Here is a 23181-nt window from a genome sequence, read left to right as displayed (position 1 = left end):
TTATCTTGTATCAAAAATTACAACCAAAAAAATCAAACTATGAAAAAAAATTACGTAATGAAATTTGTGTTAATGGCAACGCTATGCTTTTTTGCTATTAACACCTCAGATGCCCAAATCAGAATGGTCAATGTTGATCCAAGCACCAATGTTGTTCAAATCCACAATTACGGAGGTACAACCGTAGACGTGTCTTCCTATTGGTTTTGTCACTTGTTTACTTACTCTCAATTGAGTGGAGGAACTGTACAAAGTGGTTCTTTAAATCTAGCTCCTGGAGCAGATGTTGTTGTTCAAGCAAGTTCCAACTTTAATGCTTCTGCATCCGACTTAGGATTGTACAGTACCAATTCTTTTGGTTCGACAGCTGCCATGCAAGACTTCTTGCAATGGGGAAGTGGAGGATTAGGAAGAGAGAATGTTGCTGTAGCTAAAGGTATTTGGACTGCTGGAACTTTTATTAGTGTCACGCCTCCATACGAATATACTGGAGATGGTGCTCAAAACGGCTTTCAGTTTTGGGCGACTAGTTTGGGCCTAGATGATTTTGATGACTTGTTTAAATTTTCAATTTCACCTAATCCTGCTGCAACAGAAATGAAACTTATTGTTCCTGGTAATTTCCAAAATATTGCTACTGTAAGGGTATTTGATCTTTTAGGGAAGTTAATTGTTGAACGAGAATTGAATGGAAATGAATCGACTAACTTTGATGTGTCAAATTGGACTAGCGGTTTATATTTAGTTAGAATTTCTACAGAGAATAATACTGAAACCAAACGTTTTGTCAAACAATAAGAACCTTTAATGTCATATTAAGCCATCAGTTTCTGGTGGCTTTTTTTTATTCTGAACTATCAGGAAGTTCTATTTTGATGCGGTATTTTTTGAGCTCTTGTAAATAATCTGTTGGAGAAAAGTTTTCATGTTCAAACTCTATTTGTCTTGCTTGTTTTGTCGCTTTCCTTTTAATAGCTTTTAAGAAACGTTTGACTTCTAATTTATCATTGAGTATTAATCCTGGAACATCAACACTATTGCCAAATTTGTCCTTAGCAACCATTGTGAAATAAGAGGAGTTGCAATGCTTTATCTCTCCGTTTTGAATGTTTTCTGATTCCACACGAATCCCAACAACCATAGATGTTTTACCAACGAAGTTAATAGAGGCTTTCATGGTAACCAATTCACCAACCTCTATTGGATTTAAGAAATCGACCGTTTCAACTGAAGCTGTGACACAATAGGTTTCAGAATGTTTTGATGCACAAGCAAAAGCAATTTGATCCATGAGGTTTAAGATATAGCCACCATGTATTTTACCACTAAAATTTGAATGCGAAGGTTGCATCAATTGTGAGATGCTAACTCTAGTTGAATCAACTGTTTTATAATGTTTAGGTTGATTACTCATCGTCTTCGTGAGCTCTTTTTAAAATAGATTCAGGTAAAGCTTTTTTTGCTTTGGCACCCATTTTTTTGATTTTTTCCACTCTCGAAATAAGGTTGCCTTTACCTTCCACTAATTTATTCATTGCTGAAGCATAATCGGTTTTAGCAGCATCAATCTTTTTTCCTACATTGGTTAAGTCTGATACCAGTCCTTCAAACTTATCGTAAAGAGCACCTGCTTGCTTAGCAATTTCCATAGCATTTTGTTGTTGCTTTTCATTGTTCCACATGGTGTCAATGGTACGTAAAGTAGCCAAAAGCGTAGAAGGTGTTACGATAACAATATTCTTTTCAAAGGCTTTATTGTATAAGGTATTGTCTTCATTGATGGCAACTGCAAAAGCAGGTTCGATAGGAATGAATAACAAAACAAAATCTGGAGATTCAATATCGTATAAATCTTGATAGTTTTTTTCTGAAAGCTGATCAATATGGGTTTTGATGGAGTTGAGATGTCGCTTCAAAAACAAGGAACGTTCTTCATCCTCAGCATTGACCATTTGCTCATAATGGGTTAAGGAAACCTTGGAGTCGATGATCATTTTTTTGTTATCTGGCAAATGTAAAACCACATCTGGCATGGCACGACTTCCATCTTCTCTTGTGAAACTTTGCTGAACAAAATACTCTCGATCTTTTTCCAGACCTGATTTCTCCAAGACGCGCTCCAGTACCAATTCGCCCCAATTACCTTGCATCTTACTATCGCCTTTTAAAGCTTTGGTTAAATTGGTAGCTTCCTTGGTCATTTGTTGGTTGAGGTCTTTCAAATTCAATAATTGTTGCTTTAATGCTGAATGCATACTGATACTTTCCTTTTGGGTGTCCTCAACTTTCTTTTCAAAAATTAGAATTTTTTCCTGTAAAGGATTTAAGATATTCTTGATATTCTCCTTATTCTGAAGCGTGAACTTTTCAGATTTCTCATCGAGAATCTTATTGGCTAACAATTCAAAATCCTTACGTAGCTGTTCTTGGCGTTCTTCGAGTTCTTTGTCTCGTTTTAAGTTCTGTTCATGTAGATTTTGATACTCTGTATTTGTTCTGGTAAGTTCTGTATTTAGGTTTTCTTTTTCGCGACGTATTTCCTCCCGTTCAGATTCTAATCTGCTGATGTTTTGTTTGAGTTCCTCAATAGTTTTACCCATTTGGTTTTGTCGTTCTTCAAGCGTGCTTTGTTCGCTTTTGCTTTTCAGTTTAATAAATAACATACCTAAATAGGCTCCAACCGAAGCAGAAATAAGAATGGCAAAAAGTAAGATGAGTGTATCGTTCATAAAAGAATTCAAATTTACCCAAAGATAGGCAATTTGCATTTTAAGCTAAAGCCAAAGAAGGCTATATATTTTAAATTTAAAAAGCTTATTTTTTTACTTTAAATCGACCGGTTTTATTATCAAAACCAATAAGGTCTTTTGGAAATAAGGTTTCGAAGACGCCTTGCTCAATGAGTTTGCATGGCGCATCAGAAACAACAGTATCTTTAGTCATCACAATCATTTTGTCACACAGTTGTATGGCCAAATCTATTTCGTGTGATGAGAACAAAATGGTCTTTTGTGTATCTTTTGCTAATTGCTGGAGTAACTTCAAAATATAGGCTTTATGATACATATCGAGATGCGTTGTTGGCTCATCTAAAATAATTAAATCGGTGTCTTGAGTAAGCGCCCTAGCGATCATAACTTTTTGCAACTGACCATCACTCAATTCGAAGCATCTACGCGATTTTAAATCGGTTAAATGGGTTTGTTCCAAAGCTCTTTCAACAGCTGTATAATCGTTTTCAGAAAGAGTGCCAATCCAATTGGTATAGGGTTGTCTACCTAAGGCCACAAGTTCAAATACGCTTAGGTTTTTGGAAATGATTTGTTCTGTTAAGACCAGGCTCATGATTTTAGCCAATTCGATTGGAGAATGCTTATGAATCAATTTTCCATGGCATTCAATACTGCCGCTTAATGGTTTTTGAATAGCGCTTAAGGTACGTAGCAAGGTTGATTTTCCAATACCATTGGCACCAACCAATCCAATAAGTTCCCCTTTTCTTAGTTCTATGTTGATGTCATTGGAAACAACAATAGCCTCTTTCTTTGATTTATAACCAATGGATAGCTTTTCGGTTTTAAGGACACTATGTTGTTGCTGAATATTCAAAATCTAAAAGATCATTTTACGTTGTCGTACCAAAAGCCATATTACAACTGGAGCACCAATTAATGAAGTAATTGCATTGATAGGTAAAGTGTAATCGCTCATAGGTAATTGGGCAATACTATCGCAAATCAACATCACAATAGCCCCAAAAAGAAAAACTGCTGGTAATAGAATTTTATGGTTAGAAGTATGAAATAGTTGACGTGTTAAATGTGGAATGGCTAAACCTATAAAAGCGATTGGCCCAGCAAAAGCTGTTATGGTTCCTGCTAAAAGACTGGTTGAAAAAATAATGATCATTCTACTGCGCTTGATATGTAGTCCTAAACTTCTAGCGTAGTTTTCACCTAAAAGAAAACTGTTTAGTGCTTTAATAGAAACGATTGCAAGTAATAAACCTAAAAGATATATACAGAAAAAAATAAGGAGTTCAGACCAAGACAGGTTTCCTAAGCTTCCGAATCCCCAAAATATATACTGTTGTAATTGTTCCGCAGAACTAAAGTACGATAATACACTTACAACGGCAGCAGTAATACTTCCAAACATCAATCCTATAATTAAGATAGCCATCGTATCTCGAACTTTGGAAGACACTAAAAGTACGGCCAATAAGACCAAAAAACTTCCTAAGCTTGCAGCAATGACAATGCTCCATTTGGAAATCAAAACAGACGCCAAAATACCTCCAAAAAGTCCAGAACCCAATATAACCAAAGCCACGCCTAAACTCGCTCCAGAACTGATGCCTAAAACAAATGGACCGGCTAACGGATTTCTAAAAAGGGTTTGCATCAATAATCCTGAGATTCCCAATCCGGAACCTACTAGAATTGCTGTAAAGGCTTTAGGTAATCTATAATTCTGAATGATATATTGCCAAGATTCGTTTTCCAAACTACCGAATAAGCCGGCAAATACATCAGGTATTGGGATGCTTACAGAGCCTAAGCTGATGTTTAGCAAAAAGCAAAGCAGAAGTACAACAAGAAGCGTTATAAAAGGATATGTGTAATTGCTATTCAAAAGTTGTGATTATTCTAAAAATCGAAACATTTTGTCATTCAACACAAATGTAATACAAAAAGATGGTTAACTGTCTTTGCCTATTTGAGTGGCTTGAAAAATGTGGTTTTGTATTCTGGGAGTAGATTTGGATGACAAACCTTAATCATATCCTTCAATACCAAATCTGGACGTAAAACACCCAACTCGTAATATAAAACACCACCAGTTTCACCTTTGGTATTTGAAAAGGTATAGATGTTTTTACTTTGAAACGCCTTGAATTTGGTATAATGATCGTTCGAAGCTTTCAAGTCGTCATAACTTCCATAGTAGGACGGACTAATCCATAATTCGGCATCTTGAGCTTTTTCAAATACGGTTTCAAAACTTAAAGCCAAACTTCCAGAGGCTTCAGTATCGCTCCATAGATAATTGGTGTTGGCATCTTTCAATATTTGGGCTTCTGGACTGGTGCCATTAGGTAAATACCAAATGTCCTTATACATCGCACCACATAATACACTTGGTTTTTCTATAGCTTCTGATGCCATTTTTTTAGCATCCATATAATTAGTTTCAATAGTATTGAATACCATATTGGCTTTCTCACTTTTATCGAAAAGGATTCCAAAACATTTGATCCATTCTGCTTTGGCAAGAGGTGATTTTTCAACCCAATCACCATTGTAAATTACAGAAATACCTGACGCATTAATGGTTTCCAAGCTTTTATTCGAACCTTCAACACCGAACGACATAACAAGGTCTGGACGTAATTCCAAAAGGATTTCTGTATTGATGCCCTCATTACTTCCCAGTTCGCGAACTTGACCTGTATTGATGCGTGCTCTGGTTTTTTCAGAAGACACATAATCACAACCAGGAAATCCGATCAGTCGATTTTCTACACCAAGATGTTCCAAGGCTGGGATATGAGTGGTTGATGTGACTACGATAGTTTCAATAGGAATTGTGATGATGCCATCATAATCGTCTTTGTTCAAAGTGATTTTTGATTGATTTTCCTTTGGAACAAGTGCATATTTGAATTGTTTATCAGATTTTGGCCATGGATTTGTGATGTTTAAGATTTTATAATCTTGAAACTCTGTAATTGTAAATCCGCTTGCATATTTCATTTCTATTTGTTGAGGCTCAATATCTTGTATTGGTAATGCCTTTTTTTCTTCCTTGCAGCATAGAAATAGGATGCTTAAAAAAAAGATAGAAACTAGCTTTTTGTGTAACATAGGTAACGATTTAAAGTGCTTTGATTGATTAAATTTGAGCTACAAAAACTTTCATTATGCATGATAATTCAAATGTAACAATATATATAGTGGCTGCGGTTATAATCCTTCACTTTTTGGTTGGTTTTGCTTATTTGATTTATAAAATGAATAAAAAAAAGTAGGCGTCTTTTATTCTAAATCCATTTCACCTTTTTACATTTGTTCCGAATTTAGGTTCCATTTGATTTTTTGTCAAATGGATTAAAAGGGAATCTGGTGCAATTCCAGAACTGTTCCCGCAACTGTAAGCTAGAAAGCTTGCTATTACCTTCAATGTCACTGGATTTTTTCTGGGAAGACGAATAGCAAGACGCAAGTCAGGAGACCTGCCAAATTCAAACATAGAAGTCAAACTTTCGGGATAAAAGTTTTGGTGTGAACACTCATGCTATTCCGAGTAATTTTGTTTAACAATGAACACAAAATTAAAGGTGCTTGGTATACTGTCTCTTGGTATATCAAGTCTAGGTTATGCGCAAAAGCAAGCCGATTCACTAAAAATTGAACAATTGGAGGAAGTTGTCATTACAGACTCCAGATTCAATTTAAAAAGAGAAAATTCAGGAAAGGTCATTACGAAAATCACTCAAGATGACCTTAAAAATCTTAAAGGAAAGTCTGTTGCTGAAATCCTTAATACTACAGCAGGAATAGACATCAACGGAACCAGAAGCAATGCGGCTCAAAATTTAAGCTATTTTGTTCGTGGTGGACGTAATCGTCAGGTTTTGATTATGATTGATGGCGTGCCATTGACCGATGCCTCACAAATTTCAAACGATTATGATTTAAGATTGTTATCGGTTGACCAAGTAGAAAGTATTGAAATTCTTAAAGGCGCTTCAAGTACTCTTTATGGAACTGGTGCTGCGACAGCTGTGATTAATATTAAGCTTAAAAAGGCAAGTGATGATGTATTTAACTTAAGTCTCAATAGTAATTTCGGAACCAATCAATCTCAAGAGGATGATAAATATGCGCTTGAGCATTACAAAAACAGTGTTTCAATAAATGGGACTGTAAGTGATTTTTCTTATTTGGCTAGTTTTGGACATCAATTTACAGACGGACTTTCAGCCATCGATGAAGGAGAGGAAAATGATGCTTTTAATTCCCACAACGCCTATTTGAATCTAGCTTACAGGTTTTCTAATGCATTTAAGATAAAAGCTTATGGAAGCACAGATACCTTTAAAGCCGAATTTGATGAAGGTTTTTCTTTTGCTGATGCAGACAATCAATCGGTTACAAAACAGTATCGACTGGGATTGGCACCCGAGTTTCAATACAAGCATGGAAATATCACTTTGAATGCAGCTTACAATAATATTGAACGAGATATCCAGTCGAGTTTTCCAACGCGATTCAAGGCGAAAAGCTTTATAGGTGATTTATTTAATAGGTATAATTTCAATGATACGTTTTACACAGTTTTAGGTGTCAATGTTCAAGATAATCAAATAGAAAGTTATTCAATTCCTTTTGGTGAATCTGAGTTGTCCCAAGACATCAGTCCTGAGGATGCTTCCTTTACAATCGTCGACCCTTATGCTAATGTGGTGTATGTGTCAGATTTCGGATTAAATATCAATGCAGGAATCCGTTTAAACAATCATAGTGAATATGGAAGTCATTTTGTTTATAGTGTTAACCCTTCCTATAAAAAGACAACAGGTTTTGGTTATTTAAAAGGATTGGCGAGTTATAGTACAGCTTTTATTGCACCTTCATTGTATCAATTGTTTGAGCCAACGCATGGAAATTTAGAGCTTGAACCTGAGGAGAACAGAACTATTGAACTTGGTGCTGAAGTAAATTTTAAAGATAAAGCTACAATTAGTTTGGTGTATTTTAATAGGGAGGAGAAGAACTTTGTAGATTTTGTAGATCAGGGTAATTTTGTATTCCAGTATGACAATATTGATAAGGAATTTACTGCTAGTGGTTTTGAGCTTGTTGCTGATGTTCTTGTCACTAAAAAGTTGAAGTTTTTAGTGAATGGAAGCTATACGAAGGTAGAAGATGAGTTAAATCTTCGAATTCCTGAAGTGAAAGTCAATGCCAATTTGAATTATAATTTAAATTCCAAGACATTCATGAGTCTAAGCTATCAGTTCAATGATGATAGAAGGGATGCTTTTTACAATGAAACCACTTTTGCTACTGAAGATGTGACATTAAAGTCTTACAGTCTACTTGACTTTTATATCAGTCGGAAGGTTTTAAAAGATAAATTGACTTTGTATGTTAATATGACCAATATCTTGAATGAGGATTATCAAGAACTGTTAGGATATACTACCAAAGGAAGGAATGTGCTGTTCGGATTTAATTTGAATCTATAATAAAAAAGCCACTTTCAAAGTGGCTTTTTTTATGGTTATTGTTTGAAATCGATCCGTTCAAAATTTGTTAGTTCAGAATCAATATACATTCTTTGTTCTGTTTCAGATATATTGATTTCCTTTTTAACAGGTCTTACATCTGAAAACGGTTGGCTATATCTTCCTGAACCTTGAATGTCTAAAATTGCAGCAGCAAGTAATGGTTCGTTTTCATCTCCTAAAATACCGTAGTTTCTTGGCGATTCCAATACGGTAATATCAGGAACAATACCACTAGAAGGTACTTCTTGATCGTTTACATTGATTGAATTTGCAACTAAGGGTTGAAGTGCATAGGTGTGGCTAGGGTTGATGTCGTTTGGTCCCAAATCTGGTGAATCAAAAAGAGTTACAGACGCTTGTGTTTTACCAACAGTTGTGTCACCAATTTGAACAACATCGATATAGGCACCCAAACTGTTAATAATCAACTCACTTGCTGAAGCTGATGCATCAGTAGTTAAAACGTAAACTTTGTTAAGATTTAAACTGTTAATAGAATTTCCATTGAAACTATTCACAAATTCAACATTGGTATTACTGCTTTGTAAATCTTCATTGTATACCAATTTTGAAAAAACCTCTCCATTAAATTGTCCAGTAACCATACTTCCCAATAAGGCAGCTGTCGATATGATGCCTCCAGGGTTATATCTTAAGTCTATGACCAAATGCTGCACATTGTTAGCTTGAAATTGACCAAATGCATTATTAAGGCTATTCAAAAATTGATTGTTGTCGCCATTACTAAATCCGTTATATAATAAATAACCTACATTCTCGCCATCAACGTCTATAATCTCAGTGGTATGGACTGGGTTTTCAGTATAAACCACTTTGGAAATGTTGGTGGTGTTTGTTGTAGATTCGATAGTGTCATCAGTTACTTCTGGAGTGCCATTGTCATTGTATATGGCAAAGTTTAGCGTATAAGAAGTTTGATTTAATAAGCTAGCTAAGTTGTTTTCAGTCAATGGAACCCCATCAACAGCATCAAATATTTGTCCGCGTTGCAATCCAAGCATGTCACCTGAGCTGCCGTTTAAAACCAATCGAATAATTCCAAAAACCTCAGTTGCGCTTCCAGGTTTGAAATAAAAATCAAACTCTAATCCATTCGAAAGCGAAACACCTTCCTGACTTTGAAGAAAAGCGATGTAATTAGGAATGATAAAACTGAAACGATCTACCGTTTCACGTTCATATATGAGAGTTTCAAATAAGTCTTCAGGTGCCGAATATTGATTGAGGTAATCGGCATACTCATCATTAGAGGAAAATCTATTGTTTGCTAAATCTGGAATTTCTGCTTTGTACAGATAGGCAGCATTCATGGCTTTCCAAACAAAATCGTTAATTTCACTAGCCGTAACGGCATCATCGTCTCGATCTTTAAAGCAATTGGTAAATGTCAACCCAACAATAAGGAGTAGACATAATTTCTTAATTGTCATATCTTTTTCTTTTTTACAATTTTTACGGTCTATGTAGAATAGTCTTATAAAACATAAATTTACTTACATTATTGTAAACTAAAAAATTAAGTTGTTATGTTAACTTCAATGAAATTATTGTGTTTAACAACATATAAGTAAAAAAATAAATATGTCGTTGTAACAAAACTAACACCTATTCGTCGTAAGGATAAGAAGCAGTTTAACAACGGCTTTTACTAACAACCAAACAATGACACAGACTGATTTTGTAAAATTGGTAATGCCTTTTAAGGATAAGGTCTTTCGCCTAGCCAAACGACTTCTCGTTTCAAGGGAAGAAGCTGAAGATGCTACGCAAGAGATTTTAATGAAACTGTGGCGTAATAAACAGAAAATTAGTGAATACAAAAATGTAGAAGCGTTTTCAATGACAATGACCAAGAATTTTTGTTTAGATCGATTAAAATCGAAACAAGCACAAAACTTAAAGATTGTCCACAGTAATTATCAAGACAACAACACGTCTTTACAAAAGGAAGTTGAAAATAAGGACAGTGTTGATTGGGTTTCGAAAATTATTGAAGAGTTACCCGAACAACAAAAGATCATATTACAATTGAGGGATATTGAAGAATATGATTATGATGAAATTTCAAAAGTAGTAGATATGAATCCCACGGCAATTCGAGTCGCATTGTCGAGGGCAAGAAAAACAATACGAGAAAAATTAACAAACACACACAGTTATGGTGTTAAATAGTATAGAGAAATTATTAGAGAAGTATGACAATGGTGAAACTACGCTAAAGGAAGAGCAACAACTCAAGGCGTATTTTCAAAAGGAAGATGTTCCAGCTCATTTGGAATCTTATAAAGCCATGTTTCAGTATTTCAATACCACAAAACAAGAGTTGTATACCAAAGACGTTCCATTAAAACCTAGGAAAAACTATATCTATCAGTGGATTTCTGTCGCAGCCGTTGCAATTCTAATGTTGGGAATTTTTGTTCCCAAAGTGTTGGGAGGTGATCAACCAACAACTGTAGCGCAACTATCTGCTAAAGAACGTGAAATGTATTACCAAACCCAAGAAGCGTTAGCCCTGTTAGGTGCTAATTTTCAAAAAGGTACGTCTAGTGTGAATGCTCTAGGTCTGGTTTCAGACAATTTAGACCAAGGTGCTTCAAGTTTAAATGCCCTTCAAATGGCCTCTGAAAACTTTAATCTAGGTGTACAAAATGCCAGCTTTGTTAACAAATTTGGCAAGACAACAAACAAATTATTAAAAAACACAGAACGAAAACAAGTAAACAATTAAAAACAAGTAATCATGAAAAATGTAATCGTAATACTCGCATTAATGCTATCGTCAGTAACTTTAACTGCACAGAGCGTTTTTGATAAATTTGAAAATCTAGATGAGGTCACTTCTGTAGTGGTAAACCAAAAAATGTTTAAAATGTTGGCCACTATGGGAATAGATGTTGATGATCCTGAAATGCAAGGTTATCTTGATATGGCTGAAAGCATTACTAATTTTAAGGTATTCACTACTGGAGATGAAAAAATTTCAGCCGATATGAATGCTACGGTATCAAGCTATTTAAAAAGTTCTAAAATGGAAGAGTTGATGCGTGTGAAAGATGGTGATCAAACCGTGAATTTCTATGTGAGAGAAGGGAAGGATGAAAACCATGTTAAAGAGCTATTGATGTTCATAAATGGCATCAAGGAAATGACAAAAGATCAAGACATTACCATCAATGGAAAGAAAAGAGAAATCGAAACGGTTTTATTGAGCTTAACTGGAGATATCGATTTGAGACAAATTTCTAAATTGACAAATCAGATGAATATGCCAGGTGGAGATCAATTGAAAAAAGCTGGAAAAAATTAAGATTATGAATTCATCAATCAAAACCATAATCGCTTTGTTGATCTTGGTTGTAACCTTTCAAAGTTGCAACCAAGGCCCAACATTGCAAAGCTACTACGTCGATAGTGAATTGGCACCTGGTTTTACAACTTTGGATGTGCCTACTAGTATGTTAGATATCGATGAGGAAACTCTTACTGAAGAGGAAGCTGATGCCTTAGATTCTGTTGAGAAATTAAGTCTATTGGCTTATGTTTTAGACGATAGTACTGATACTGCAGAGTTTGAAGTTGAACTAGCGAAAGTTCAAACGATTTTGAAAGACCCTAAATATGAAGAACTCATGCGAGGCGGAAACAGTACAGATGGGAAGTTTGTGGTAAAGTTTCTCGGAGAGGAAGATAGTATAGACGAGATCATTTTAATGGGTCATTCACAAGATAAAGGTTTTGCTTTGGTAAGGGTTTTGGGAGATGATATGACAGCTAATAAAATCATGACGCTTTCAAAGGTTTTTGAGAAAGCCAATATCGACGATTCAGAATTAAAACGTTTTACCAATTTTTTTGAGTAAATAAATTGGAACTATTAGAATGTTAATTTGAATCACCTTGGGTAGTATTATTCGAGGTGATTTTTTTATTGGGTTCTTTTACGGCAATCCAAACCAATAGGGCACCAAGTATTCCAAAGCCAATAAATAATAGCGCTTTAACTATTAAGTAGTCTAATACATCAAAGATTCCAGATAGAAAAAAACTAAGGAGGATAATACCTGTGTAGATAAGCGCTAAAGAGTTTTTACTGAAGCTCATATTAAATTCCTGTATAGTTACTTGGACTAATCGCTTTCAATTCCTTTTTTATCGAATCGGAAACCTCTAAGGTATCAATAAAATTGGAAATCGTATCTTGATTAATCGCCTCGTTTGTTCGTGTTAATCCCTTTAAGGCTTCATACGGATTTGGATATCCTTCACGGCGTAAAATGGTTTGTATCGCTTCAGCAACAACAGCCCAGTTTTTTTCCAAGTCTTCTTCAAACTTAGCTACGTTCAATAATAGCTTATTTAAACCTTTAAGGGTAGATTTAAATCCGATTAAGGTATGACCAAATGGTACACCTACATTTCGTAAAACAGTACTATCCGTTAAATCGCGTTGCAATCTAGAGATGGGAAGTTTAGCAGCAAGATGTTCAAATATAGCATTTGCTATTCCTAAATTTCCTTCAGAATTTTCAAAATCTATCGGATTGACTTTATGAGGCATAGCACTACTGCCAACTTCGCCTTTTTTGATTTTTTGCTTGAAATAATCCATTGATACATAGGTCCAAATGTCACGGTCTAAATCAATGATGATGGTATTGATACGTTTCAAAGCATCAAATAGCGCTGCCATGTGATCGTAATGCTCAATTTGAGTTGTTGGAAAGGAATGCTGTAAGCCTAACTTTTCTTGCACAAAATTGGTTCCGAAAGTTTTCCAGTCCATATCAGGATACGCTACTTTATGCGCATTGAAATTACCTGTGGCACCTCCAAATTTTGCGGCACTTGGGATGTCGTTCAATAAATTGAACTGCTCTTCCAAACGCGTGACAAAAACTTGAATTTCCTTGCCCAATCGTGTAGGCGACGCAGGTTGTCCATGCGTTCTTGCCAGCATTGGTACCGAACTCCATTCTTCTGCAAGGGCTTTTAGTTTTTTCAGCAATTCAAAGTATTCAGGAACATAAACATCGTTCATGGCATCCTTAATACTCAAGGGAATTGCTGTATTATTGATGTCTTGGGAAGTTAGTCCAAAATGGATAAACTCCTTATGAGTGCTGAGGTTGAGTTTGTCAAACTGCTCCTTAATAAAGTATTCAACCGCTTTAACGTCATGGTTCGTAACACGTTCTATGTCCTTGATGGCTTTGGCATCTTCAGATGAAAACGAAGTGTAAACAGATCTCAAGTCGCTAAACACCTTAGGGTCTACATCAGCAAGTTGGGGTAATTTAGCTTCACAAAGCGCTATGAAATATTCTATCTCTACTTGAACACGATACTTTATAAGTGCCTCTTCTGAAAAATAGGGAGATAGTTTTTCTACTTTATTCCGGTAACGACCATCAATTGGTGAAATGGCGTTTAATGACGATATAGACATAAACAGATGAATTTGGATCTCAAAACTTAAAGACATCAAAGATACTTCTTTTCGTTGGAAGCATGGCATTGTAGATTGTAAGTTTTTGCGGATTTCTTAAATTTGTTCGTGTAAGTTTTCTACTTTTAAAGAGAGTGAAGCCTCAGAAACAATTATCCAGATCATTACATGTCTAAACCCATTGAAGATAAGTTAGAGAAAATCCCTGTAGTCAATCTATTGGTAAAGCTCTTTAAACAAATAAAACCAAAGGTTTTGGAGGGTTTATCATTGTATGACTTACTGGAACTTTACATCATTGGAATTGTTAAAGGAGCATTGAGTACCAGAGCGAGTGCTATTGCCTATAGTTTTTTTATGGCATTATTTCCTTTTTTGTTGTTTGTGATCATTGTAATTCCTTACATCCCGATTCAGGGCTTTGAAGATGAGTTTTTAAATTTCCTGCAATCGTTTTTGCCACCAACAACCACCGATTTTTTCCATGAAAATATTTTTGAGAACATCAAAGGTGGCGGACTGATTTCTTCGGTATTTCTGATTTCCATTTTGTTGATGGCAAATGGCGTGAATGCTGTGTTTTCTGGATTTGAAAGTTCCTATCACGAACAATTGACCCGAAATGTATTTAAACAATATATGTATGCATTAGGAATCGCTTTGATTTTGGCATTTTTGTTGATTCTTACTGTGGCTGTTTTGGGATTCTTTAATATTTATGTGGTTGAGAACATTGTGGAACTTGCTCATATTAAAAACCAAAATACCAGTCTGTTGGTATGGTCTCAATACCTCTTTTTTGTTATTATGGTTTATTTGGCAACAGCTACGCTATATTATTTTGGTACCAAGGAAGGTAAACAATTCAAGTTTTTTTCTATTGGAGCTCTGTTTACCACCTTACTCATTATCTTAACCTCATACCTGTTTGGAATCTACATTGAAAATTTTGCGCAATACAATAAACTATATGGCTCTATTGGTGCTTTATTGATTTTGATGTTCTATTTTTGGTTGAATGCCAATATCCTGTTGCTCGGATTTGAGCTTAATGTATCATTAACTAAATTGCGTAAACATAGATAATATGCGATATTTAACGGTTTTCTTTATTTGTTGTTTTTCATCTTTTTATCTCAATGGTCAAGACATCTTAGGTAAATGGAAGACTGTTGATGATAATACAGGTGAAGAAAAATCTATTGTTGAGATTTATAAAAAGAATGATAAAATCTATGGAAAAATCATCGAAATATTTGATGCTACAAAACGAGATTTGTCATGTGAGAACTGTGATGGAGAAGATTATAACAAGCCTATTTTAGGACTGGTCATAATCAAGGATATGGAAAAAGTTGATAAAGACACCTATAAAAAAGGAACCATTACCAATCCTGAAGATGGCAATATTTATTCATGTCGATTGAAATTAGACGACAATAACCCTGACAAACTTCAAGTTCGTGGTTACCTTGCATTCTTCTATAAGACACAGTACTGGGTAAGGATAGAAGGTTGATTTATTTAAAAACAATAGATTCTGAATAATTTTGTAGATGTCATATTGCCCATCCCTTTGGAAAAAAGCTTTACCTATGCCATTACGCCTGCTGAAGCTGATTTTTTACAACCTGGTATGCGTGTTTCAGTGCCTTTCGGAAAACGGAAAATTTATACTGGATTGGTGGAAAACATCCATCAAAAAGCACCTCAAGTTTACGATGCTAAGGAAATTCATCAAATTTTAGACGACACGCCAATTGTTACTAAAGTGCAATTGGAACATTGGAAATGGATTGCCAGTTATTATTTGTGTACTGTAGGCGAAGTCATGCGTGCGGCACTTCCAAATGCTTTTATTCTAGAAAGCGAAACAATTATTTACAGACAAGAGGATGTTCAGGTAAGTGATGAAGAATTACAAGATGATGAATTCATTGTGTATGAGGCATTACATCATCAATCTTCACTGAAAATCCAGGATTTGATGGATATTTTAGACAAAAAAAATGTTCTTCCTGTCATCAAGCGTCTTATCGATAAGGAAGTAATTCATGTGCAAGAGGAAATCTATGAAAAGTATAAACCGAAATTGGTTCGGTATATCAGATTGAACAATGCCTATACATCTGAAGCTGCTTTACAAAATTTACTGGAGGATTTAAGTCGTGCGCCGAAACAGCGCGATGTCGTGATGACTTTGTTTTCAATCTCAGCCAAGACTAAGAAGCCAGTAAAAGTTTCAGAATTAACCGAAGAGAGCAATGCCTCGTCAGCCATTATAAAAGCGCTTGTCGATAAGGGTATTTTAGAAGATTACCATATTCAAACCGATCGTATTCAATTTGAAGGTGAAGCAGAATCTGATTCAAAAGCTTTAAACAAACATCAAGAAATAGCTTTAAATAAAATAGAGCAATGTTTTGAAAAAGAGAATATTACGCTTTTGCATGGGGTAACTTCCTCTGGTAAAACAGAACTCTATGTAAAGCTCATCGAAAAGCAACTAAATAATCAAAAGCAAGTATTGTATCTGCTTCCCGAAATTGCTTTGACTACACAATTGGTTGAGCGACTTCAAGAATATTTTGGTGAGCAGGTTGCAGTGTTTCACAGTAAATATTCCTCTCATGAACGGGTTGAGGTTTGGAATCAGGTCTTGCAAAATTCAAAAAAGGCAAAGATTGTTTTAGGTGCCCGTTCTTCAGTGTTATTGCCATTTCAAGATTTAGGATTGGTTATTGTCGATGAAGAACATGAATCCTCTTTTAAGCAATTTGATCCAGCACCAAGATATCATGCAAGGGATACTGCCATTGTTTTGGCTACAATGTTTCAGGCCAAAACCTTGTTAGGTTCAGCAACACCCAGTTTAGAAAGTTATTTCAATGCACAACAGGGTAAATATGGTTTGGTAGAATTGAAGCATCGTTATAATAATGTGTTAATGCCAGATATTGAAATTGTTGATCTCAAGGATAAACACAAGCGGAAACGCATGACAGGGCATTTTAGTGATCGATTGATTACTGAAATACAAGACACCCTAAAAGAAAATCATCAGGTAATTCTGTTTCAAAATCGACGTGGCTTTTCACCTATTGTAGAATGCTTGACTTGTGGGCATTCACCTCAATGTCCAAATTGTGATGTGAGTTTGACTTATCATCAGTATCGCAATCAGTTGCGTTGCCATTATTGCGGTTACAACGTAGCTATGCCTAAAACTTGTGAGGCTTGTGGGAGTGTCGAATTAGATAGTAAGGGTTTTGGAACCGAGCAAGTTGAGGAGGAGGCGAAAGCCTTGTTTCCAGACCATAAGGTGGCTCGTATGGATTTAGATACGACACGTGGCAAGTATGGCTATGAAAAAATTATAACGGCTTTAGAACAAGGTGACATCGATATATTGGTTGGTACCCAAATGTTGACCAAAGGTTTGGATTTTAGAAATGTACGATTGGTTGGTATCATGAATGCAGATAATATGCTGAACTTTCCAGATTTTAGAGCGCATGAGCGAAGTTTTCAATTAATGGCACAAGTGTCAGGACGTTCAGGACGAACCAAGGAACGTGGTAAAGTAATCATTCAATCGTATAACCCTTATCATCGCATACTTCAGCAAGTATCAACCAACGACTTTGAGCAGATGTATACTGAACAGATGGAAGATCGCTATACTTATAAATATCCACCAATTTACAGAATGATCAAGATTACCTTTAAGCATAAGGATTATCAAAAGGTGAATGTTGGAGCAGAGTGGTATGCCAAATCCTTACGAACTGTTTTCCATGAGCATGTGCTTGGACCAGAATTTCCACCAGTAGCTAGAATTAGAAATCAGTACCTGAAGCATGTCTTGGTCAAGATTCCACAGAAACAGTCCTTGTCCAAAACAAAAGAAGCCATTGTTAAAATTAACAATAGCTTCTTAAGTGTGAAAGATTTTAGGGCAATTCGAGTAATACTAAATGTCGATAATTATTAAAGTTAAGTTAGGTTTAACGTTATATCTTCAAACGAGTAGTGCTCTTTGCCAATTACATATTGTTTAAAGCGTCCACAAGTTGGGTTTTCTTGTTTCTACTCAATGGGATTTCATAAGCACCCACTTCTACATTCTTACTGTTGAACCTATCGATTTTATCTAGATTCACGATGTAGGATTTATGGATTCTTAAAAATTTGCCTTCAGGCAGTTCTTTTTCAAAAGCTTTCATTGTAGACAAAACGACTAAGCTGTTTTCTTCGGTAACTAATTTCACGTAGTCACCTAGAGCCTCAATCCATTTAATGTCTTTAATGTAAACTTTACGTTTTTTCAGGTTACTCTTCACAAAGATGTGTTCACCGTCTGTTTCGTTAAAATCAAGCTTTAATTTATGTTGCTCAAGCGCTTTTTCTACTGATTGGTTAAATCGTTCCCTAGTGATAGGTTTTTGTAGGTAATCGGTGGCATCATAATTAAAGGCTTTAAACGCGTATTCGGTTTTTCCAGTAACGAAAATGATTTGGGGTTTGTTGTTGAGGACATCCAGCAGTTCGAAACCATTCAGTACAGGCATCTCAATATCTAAGAAGATCAAGTCTACTTTGTGTTTGTTAAGCCCATTTTTGGTTTCTAATGCGCTGCTGTATTCTGCAATCAAGTTAAGTGAGGAATGATTCTCAATTAACTTTACGATCGATAGACGTTGAATCGCAGAATCATCAACTACTACACAGTTTAAAGTCATAACATTATTATATTTTAGGTTAAGATATCGACAATAGTACGAAAAATTCGGATAAAAACCAAAAAACATCGGTAAACTGTGAATTTTAACAAAATTTTAAGAAATTTATCTTACCGTTATTTTTAGAGGGGAAAATGTTGTCAAATATAGAATTAATAGTTATTTTTGCACCCATTTTTAACTATAAATATACATTTAGTATGAATCATTATGAAACTGTTTTCATCTTAAATCCCGTTTTATCTGAAGATCAGATAAAGGAAACAGTAAAGAAATACGAAGATTTTCTTGTTTCTCGTGGAGCGAAGATGGTAGCAAAGGAAGATTGGGGCTTAAAGAAATTAGCGTACCCAATCCAAAACAAAAAAAGTGGTTTCTATCACTTATTTGAGTACACTGTAGATGGTGAGGTTATATCTCCGCTGGAAGTTGAGTTTAGACGTGATGAACGTTTTATGCGTCACTTAACTGTGAAATTAGACAAGCATGCCATTGCTTGGGCTGAGAAAAGAAGAACTAGAAACAAACAAAACGCGTAATTATGTCTTCAATTGAACAACAAGCAAAAGGAAAAAAAGACGGAGAAATCAGATATTTAACTCCGTTGAATATCGATACGACTAAAGCGAAGAAATATTGCCGCTTTAAGAAGTCTGGAATTAAGTACGTAGATTACAAAGATCCAGATTGGTTGTTAAACTTCGTAAACGAACAAGGTAAGATTTTACCAAGACGTCTTACAGGAACGTCTTTGAAATACCAAAGAAAAGTGTCTGTTGCTGTAAAAAGAGCGCGTCACTTGGCATTGTTACCTTACGTAACCGATTTATTAAAATAAAATACCAATAACTATGGAACTTATATTAAAACAAGACGTTGATAATTTAGGATTTAAAGACGATATTGTAACAGTTAAGAACGGTTATGGTAGAAATTATTTAATTCCTCAAGGGTATGCCATTATGGCTACTACTTCAGCTAAAAAAGTATTGGCTGAAACTTTGAAGCAAAGAGCATTTAAAGAAAAGTCTATCATTGAAGAGGCTGAAAAAACTGCCGAAGCATTGAAAGCTTTAGATATTAAAATAACAGCAAAAGCTGGTGCTGGTGCAACTGCTGGTGATAAGCTTTTTGGTTCTGTTACTAACATGGACTTGGCTAATGCATTTAAAAATGAAGGTCATGATGTTGATAAAAAGTACATCTCTATCGTAGGTGGAAATATCAAGCGTCTCGGACAGTACGATGCTGAAGTAAGACTTCACAGATCGGTTAATGTTGGCTTGACTTTTGAAGTGATTGCTGAAGCTTAATTCAAAATTTAACATATATATAAAGCCTCAACACATCGTTGAGGCTTTTTCAATTATAAGATTTAGGACAACGAGTTATGAAATATGCAAGATTGACCAAAGAACAGTTTGAAGAACTGCACCAGGAATTTATTAATTTTTTAGCAACACAATCCATTACTGCTGATGAATGGAAGGATATCAAAGCCAATAAACCAGAGGTTGCTGAGCAGGAACTGGATGTGTTTAGTGATTTGATTTGGGAAGGTGTATTGTCTAAAGTAGCATATTTGGAACATATTTCCCCTCAACAGATGCATTTGTTTCAGTGTACCGAAAAAGATATGCGCTTGATCGCTCTTAAAATCAAGAACAAAAATGTTGATATCACGACAACTGAAGGATATGAATGGTTGAGGAATAATCTGTTATCTGATGAAGTTGAGTTTTTCACTTCAAGAAAAGGGTATTCCGAAGAAAAAGGTCAGGATAAATTTAAGCTAATTCAAGAAGGCGCCAATATTACCAAAGGTGAATTATTCCAGTATTTTGAAACTATTATAGCTGGAAATTAACAGGAAGCTATTCGTAACGTAATGACTCTACAGGATCTAATTTCGATGCTTTAATGGCTGGAAGAGATCCAGATAACACGGCGACGATAAAGGTAATAATCACTGCGCTTATCATGGCTAGCCAAGGTGTGACAAATTGAAAATTGGCAATAGCGGAAATCCCTGCGCCAACTGATATTCCTAAGATTATTCCTAAAATACCACCTAATTGACCAATAATTAAGGTTTCAATAAAAAACTGCATGGCAATGGTACTTCGTTTAGCACCTAATGCTTTACGAACGCCAATTTCCCTTGTACGCTCAGTAACCGAAACAAACATCATATTAAGCAAGGCAATGGTTGAGCCAAAAATGGTAATAATGCTTATAATCCAAGCTACTGTTTCCAAAACACCAGTAATGCTGCCGATTCGATTGATTAAATCGTCACTGCGTTCGATACCAAAATTGTTGTCTTCAACAGGATTTAAACCTCTAATGTTTCTGAATAATAGGATAGCTTCATCGAGTGCACCTTCCATCATGTCTTTCTTATCCGATTTGACACTCAAGCTGTAATTAATATTGGGATTGGTAAATATAGTTCTCGCTTTTTGAAGTGGCATAAACACCCTTAAGTCTTGGTTGTTTCCAAAGGTGGATCCCTTTTCTTTTAAGACACCGATGACCTTAAATTTGGCGCCGCGAACACTGATGGTTTTGTTTAGCGGATTTACATCTTTCAGCAAAGCCTTTCTCAAATCACTACCAATCACACAAACACTATTGCTGTTTTGAACGTCAAAATAGTTCAAATCACGACCTAATTCAATTTCCAATCCTGAGTTGGTAATGTAATTTTCATTGACGCCTAAAACTTGTACTTCAGGATCTGTTTTTTCGTTTTCATATTTGACCTCAGCGCCATAAGTCCCAACAAATGAAATGGATGTTTTGGTATATGGAAAATTAAAGTCGTCTTCAAATGCCTTCACATTTCTATAGCTAATAACCGGATTGATTTTTTGTTTCTCATCATTTCTACGCTGCGTATTGAATTCATAGCGTTGAATATTGAAGGTGTTGGCTCCCATAGATGAGAAATCGCTTGAAATAGTGTTTTCCAACGCAGAAACAGCGCTTAAAATACCAACTAAGGCAGTAATTCCAATAGCAATGATCAAAACAGTGAGAATGGTTCGTAGCAATTGACTTTTGATGGCGTCAAAGGCGATTCTGATATTTTCCCTGAGTAATGAAAACATATATGCTTAAGTGTTGCTTTTTTATGTAAGACTACAAAACACCGATAAAGTTACTATAAAATTGAAATAACTTTCGACTGCCTTTAAAATTTATAATATTTTTGTGAAGAAATTAAGCTAATCCAATATTTATTCCCGCTACAATCGGAACAATTATGGCACAAAAACCAAGTATTCCTAAAGGCACAAGAGATTTTAATCCGCAAGAAGTTTCCAAGCGTAACTACATTTTTAATACGATAAAGCAACAGTTTGAGCTATTTGGCTTTCAGCCTATTGAAACGCCTAGTTTTGAAAATTCGGAAACCTTGATGGGAAAATATGGAGATGAAGGTGACCGATTGATTTTTAAGATTTTGAACAGTGGAGATTTTTTGAAGAAAGTCAAAGATGATCTATATGAAACCAAAGATTCCAATAAAATCACAGATAAGATTTCTGAAAAAGCCTTACGCTATGATCTAACTGTTCCTTTTGCACGCTATGTGGTACAACACCAAAATGAGATTGATTTTCCATTCAAACGCTATCAAATTCAACCCGTTTGGAGAGCCGATCGTCCCCAAAAAGGACGCTTTAGAGAATTTTATCAATGTGATGCTGATGTCGTTGGAAGTAATTCATTGTGGCAGGAAGTAGAATTTGTACAATTGTACGATGCGGTGTTTTCGGCTTTAGGTTTGGAAGGTGTCACGATTAAAATCAATAATCGAAAAATTTTATCTGGTATTGCTGAAGTGATTGGAGCTCAGGACAAATTGATTGATTTTACGGTGGCTTTAGATAAGCTCGACAAAATAGGAGAGGCAAAGGTTAAAGAGGAGATGTTGGATAAAGGTATTTCTGAATCTGGAATTGAAAAGCTACAGCCATTATTTAATTTGAAAGGTGATTTTTCTGCGCAAATAGAGGAATTAAAATCTATTTTAAGTGCTTCAGAAGTCGGACTTAAAGGTATTGAAGAGTTGGAATTTATAAATAATGGCGTGTCTTCTTTAGGATTGAAGACTGCTAAGCTTCAGTTGGATGTCACTTTAGCAAGAGGTTTGAACTACTATACAGGCGCTATTTTTGAAGTGGCAGCTCCTGAAGGGGTTGCTATGGGATCTATTGGAGGTGGCGGTCGCTATGATGACCTCACAGGAATTTTCGGATTGAAAAACATGAGTGGAGTCGGTATCAGTTTCGGATTGGATCGTATCTATCTTGTCATGGAAGAATTGGATTGTTTTCCAGAAACGGTTTCCGAAGGCACCAAAGTACTTTTTATCAATTTTGGAGACCAAGAGGCTATGGCATGCATAAAAGCTGTAAAAGCATTGAGGGAAAATGGGATAAAGGCTGAACTCTATCCTGATGCGGCTAAAATGAAAAAGCAGATGTCTTATGCTAACAATAGAAACATTCCTTATGTGGTGTTATTGGGTGAATCGGAACTGAATTCAGGTACGTATACCCTAAAAACCATGAAAACTGGAGACCAAGAATCACTTACTTTAAACGATCTGATTTCAACGATACAATAAAAAAAGCCTCAATTTTCATTGAGGCCTTTTTGTA

Annotated in this window: 24 protein-coding genes and 1 riboswitch; of the genes, 14 read left to right on the top strand and 10 right to left on the bottom strand. The window is 35.5% G+C overall.

Annotated features, from left to right (window positions below; translation table 11 throughout):
- Positions 1-39 precede the first annotated feature (39 nt).
- On the top strand, positions 40-798 hold the full coding sequence (locus AB9K26_RS08310; RefSeq protein WP_369972091.1) for a T9SS type A sorting domain-containing protein: 759 nt from the start codon (positions 40-42) through the stop codon (positions 796-798).
- 46 nt (positions 799-844) lie between these two features.
- Here AB9K26_RS08310 and AB9K26_RS08305 read toward each other — a convergent pair whose 3' ends face one another.
- From AB9K26_RS08305 to AB9K26_RS08285, 5 genes are all read right to left on the bottom strand, one after another.
- On the bottom strand, positions 845-1414 hold the full coding sequence (locus AB9K26_RS08305; RefSeq protein ID WP_369972090.1) for an acyl-CoA thioesterase: 570 nt from the start codon (positions 1412-1414) through the stop codon (positions 845-847).
- A complete protein-coding gene (rmuC, locus tag AB9K26_RS08300; protein ID WP_369972089.1) occupies positions 1407-2729 on the bottom strand; it encodes a DNA recombination protein RmuC in 1323 nt (440 codons plus the stop codon). Before rmuC ends, AB9K26_RS08305 begins: the two co-directional genes overlap by 8 nt.
- Positions 2730-2814: 85 nt before the next feature.
- Complete coding sequence (locus AB9K26_RS08295; protein ID WP_369972088.1) at positions 2815-3609, bottom strand: ABC transporter ATP-binding protein; 795 nt, start codon at positions 3607-3609, stop codon at positions 2815-2817.
- A gap of 3 nt (positions 3610-3612) precedes the next feature.
- A complete protein-coding gene (locus AB9K26_RS08290) occupies positions 3613-4635 on the bottom strand; it encodes a FecCD family ABC transporter permease (protein WP_369972087.1) in 1023 nt (340 codons plus the stop codon).
- Between the two features lie 80 nt (positions 4636-4715).
- Positions 4716-5867 (bottom strand): ABC transporter substrate-binding protein, encoded by a 1152-nt coding sequence (locus tag AB9K26_RS08285; RefSeq protein ID WP_369972086.1) that lies wholly within the window; start codon positions 5865-5867, stop codon positions 4716-4718.
- Positions 5868-6064: 197 nt separating this feature from the next.
- A riboswitch (cobalamin riboswitch) is annotated at positions 6065-6258 on the top strand.
- Between the two features lie 64 nt (positions 6259-6322).
- Between AB9K26_RS08285 and AB9K26_RS08280 the strand changes: the two genes are divergently transcribed.
- On the top strand, positions 6323-8254 hold the full coding sequence (locus AB9K26_RS08280) for a TonB-dependent receptor plug domain-containing protein (RefSeq protein ID WP_369972085.1): 1932 nt from the start codon (positions 6323-6325) through the stop codon (positions 8252-8254).
- A 35-nt stretch (positions 8255-8289) separates the two neighbouring features.
- Here AB9K26_RS08280 and AB9K26_RS08275 read toward each other — a convergent pair whose 3' ends face one another.
- Entirely contained in the window at positions 8290-9747 is a 1458-nt protein-coding gene (locus AB9K26_RS08275; protein ID WP_369972084.1) for a S41 family peptidase, read from the bottom strand.
- A 232-nt stretch (positions 9748-9979) separates the two neighbouring features.
- Here AB9K26_RS08275 and AB9K26_RS08270 point away from each other — a divergent pair, with 232 nt between their 5' ends.
- The 4 genes from AB9K26_RS08270 to AB9K26_RS08255 are packed head-to-tail and all read left to right on the top strand — an operon-like array spanning position 9980 to position 12180.
- The gene (locus AB9K26_RS08270) at positions 9980-10489 is read left to right on the top strand and encodes an RNA polymerase sigma factor (protein ID WP_369972083.1); all 510 of its coding nucleotides are present in this window, start codon (positions 9980-9982) and stop codon (positions 10487-10489) included.
- Complete coding sequence (locus AB9K26_RS08265; protein ID WP_369972082.1) at positions 10476-11048, top strand: hypothetical protein; 573 nt, start codon at positions 10476-10478, stop codon at positions 11046-11048. Before AB9K26_RS08270 ends, AB9K26_RS08265 begins: the two co-directional genes overlap by 14 nt.
- Before the next feature lie 12 nt (positions 11049-11060).
- Entirely contained in the window at positions 11061-11627 is a 567-nt protein-coding gene (locus tag AB9K26_RS08260; RefSeq protein WP_369972081.1) for a DUF4252 domain-containing protein, read from the top strand.
- Between the two features lie 4 nt (positions 11628-11631).
- The gene (locus AB9K26_RS08255) at positions 11632-12180 is read left to right on the top strand and encodes a DUF4252 domain-containing protein (RefSeq protein ID WP_369972080.1); all 549 of its coding nucleotides are present in this window, start codon (positions 11632-11634) and stop codon (positions 12178-12180) included.
- 22 nt (positions 12181-12202) lie between these two features.
- Here the strand turns inward: AB9K26_RS08255 and AB9K26_RS08250 are convergent, their stop codons facing one another.
- A complete protein-coding gene (locus AB9K26_RS08250; protein ID WP_369972079.1) occupies positions 12203-12421 on the bottom strand; it encodes a hypothetical protein in 219 nt (72 codons plus the stop codon).
- 1 nt (position 12422) lies between these two features.
- Positions 12423-13766 carry an adenylosuccinate lyase gene (gene purB, locus AB9K26_RS08245; protein WP_369972078.1) on the bottom strand — a complete coding sequence of 448 codons (1344 nt, stop codon included), beginning with the start codon at positions 13764-13766 and terminating at the stop codon, positions 12423-12425.
- A 168-nt stretch (positions 13767-13934) separates the two neighbouring features.
- Here purB and AB9K26_RS08240 point away from each other — a divergent pair, with 168 nt between their 5' ends.
- Genes AB9K26_RS08240 through priA form a run of 3 tightly spaced genes read left to right on the top strand, consistent with a single transcriptional unit; the run spans position 13935 to position 17760 of the window.
- Positions 13935-14852, top strand: coding sequence for a YihY/virulence factor BrkB family protein (locus tag AB9K26_RS08240; RefSeq protein ID WP_369972077.1), 918 nt, complete (start codon positions 13935-13937; stop codon positions 14850-14852).
- A 1-nt stretch (position 14853) separates the two neighbouring features.
- Positions 14854-15285 carry a DUF2147 domain-containing protein gene (locus tag AB9K26_RS08235; RefSeq protein ID WP_369972076.1) on the top strand — a complete coding sequence of 144 codons (432 nt, stop codon included), beginning with the start codon at positions 14854-14856 and terminating at the stop codon, positions 15283-15285.
- A gap of 21 nt (positions 15286-15306) precedes the next feature.
- The gene (priA, locus tag AB9K26_RS08230) at positions 15307-17760 is read left to right on the top strand and encodes a primosomal protein N' (protein WP_369972214.1); all 2454 of its coding nucleotides are present in this window, start codon (positions 15307-15309) and stop codon (positions 17758-17760) included.
- A 52-nt stretch (positions 17761-17812) separates the two neighbouring features.
- On the opposite strand, the gene AB9K26_RS08225 is transcribed toward priA, so the two are convergent.
- Positions 17813-18508 (bottom strand): LytR/AlgR family response regulator transcription factor, encoded by a 696-nt coding sequence (locus tag AB9K26_RS08225; protein ID WP_369972075.1) that lies wholly within the window; start codon positions 18506-18508, stop codon positions 17813-17815.
- Positions 18509-18708: 200 nt separating this feature from the next.
- Here AB9K26_RS08225 and rpsF point away from each other — a divergent pair, with 200 nt between their 5' ends.
- The 4 genes from rpsF to AB9K26_RS08205 all read left to right on the top strand — a co-directional run bounded on the left by rpsF (position 18709) and on the right by AB9K26_RS08205 (position 20375).
- On the top strand, positions 18709-19047 hold the full coding sequence (rpsF, locus tag AB9K26_RS08220) for a 30S ribosomal protein S6 (RefSeq protein ID WP_369972074.1): 339 nt from the start codon (positions 18709-18711) through the stop codon (positions 19045-19047).
- Positions 19047-19346, top strand: a complete 300-nt coding sequence (rpsR, locus tag AB9K26_RS08215) for a 30S ribosomal protein S18 (protein WP_369972213.1) — start codon at positions 19047-19049, stop codon at positions 19344-19346. The genes rpsF and rpsR overlap by 1 nt, the downstream gene beginning before the upstream one ends.
- A gap of 13 nt (positions 19347-19359) precedes the next feature.
- Positions 19360-19821: a 50S ribosomal protein L9 gene (rplI, locus tag AB9K26_RS08210; protein ID WP_369972073.1), complete on the top strand. Its 462-nt coding sequence runs from the start codon at positions 19360-19362 to the stop codon at positions 19819-19821.
- 77 nt (positions 19822-19898) lie between these two features.
- Positions 19899-20375 (top strand): DUF6495 family protein, encoded by a 477-nt coding sequence (locus AB9K26_RS08205; RefSeq protein ID WP_369972072.1) that lies wholly within the window; start codon positions 19899-19901, stop codon positions 20373-20375.
- A gap of 7 nt (positions 20376-20382) precedes the next feature.
- Here AB9K26_RS08205 and AB9K26_RS08200 read toward each other — a convergent pair whose 3' ends face one another.
- Positions 20383-21621: an ABC transporter permease gene (locus AB9K26_RS08200; protein ID WP_369972071.1), complete on the bottom strand. Its 1239-nt coding sequence runs from the start codon at positions 21619-21621 to the stop codon at positions 20383-20385.
- Positions 21622-21776: 155 nt separating this feature from the next.
- On the opposite strand from AB9K26_RS08200, the gene hisS reads away from it, so the two are divergent.
- Complete coding sequence (gene hisS / locus AB9K26_RS08195) at positions 21777-23147, top strand: histidine--tRNA ligase (RefSeq protein ID WP_369972070.1); 1371 nt, start codon at positions 21777-21779, stop codon at positions 23145-23147.
- The last annotated feature ends 34 nt before the right edge of the window (positions 23148-23181 follow it).

This window comes from Psychroserpens sp. XS_ASV72 (assembly GCF_041224425.1).
GTDB lineage: Bacteria > Bacteroidota > Bacteroidia > Flavobacteriales > Flavobacteriaceae > Psychroserpens.
Note: the sequence above shows the minus strand (reverse complement) of the source record. Positions and strands in the feature narration are given on the sequence as shown.